This is a genomic window from Haloferax sp. Atlit-12N (genome assembly GCF_003383095.1).
Lineage (GTDB): Archaea > Halobacteriota > Halobacteria > Halobacteriales > Haloferacaceae > Haloferax.
Genome location: NZ_PSYW01000065.1, coordinates 1 through 581 on the forward strand (window position 1 = coordinate 1; position 581 = coordinate 581).

The 581-nt window shown below is 57.7% G+C and carries 1 protein-coding gene; it reads right to left on the reverse strand.

The features are described 5' to 3' along the window. On the reverse strand, positions 1–581 hold a 581-nt coding region (locus C5B90_RS20015), incomplete at both ends, for an aldehyde dehydrogenase family protein (RefSeq protein WP_115883640.1).

The following is a 581-nucleotide window of genomic DNA, read 5'->3' on the forward strand; positions in this document are numbered from 1 at the left end:
GGCATCTGGTACTCGACCCCACCGGGTTTCTGGTTGATTTTCACGACTCCAGTCTCGATGTCGTCGATGAAAGACATTGCGTGGTGAAGTCGATCGGTACAAATAGCGGCCGTTAGTCCGTACTGTACGTCGTTTGCGACCTGAACCGCCTCCCCAAAGTCCGAGACCGGGAGGACCGACAAGACTGGGCCGAAGATCTCCTCCTGTGCGATCTTCATCTCCGGATCAACGTCGGCGAAGACCGTCGGCTCGATGAAGTGGCCATCTCGGTCGAGCTCCGACCCTCCCGTCAGGAGCGTTGCACCCGCATTTTTGCATGCTTCGATGTAGTCGATATCCTCCTGCAGTCCGCTTGCGGAGACGTTCGGCCCAATGTCCGTCAGCTCGTCGCCAGGATCCCCGACGACGAGGTCCTCGACGCGCTGTTTGAGTGTGGCGAGGTACTCATCGTAGACACCCTCCAACACGATTGCTCGACTCGCAGCGGTACAGGCTTGTCCCGCCAGACCGTAGGCACCACTTACTGTTAGGTCGACGGCCAAGTCAAGGTCACAGCTTTCGTCGATGATGATCGCATTTTT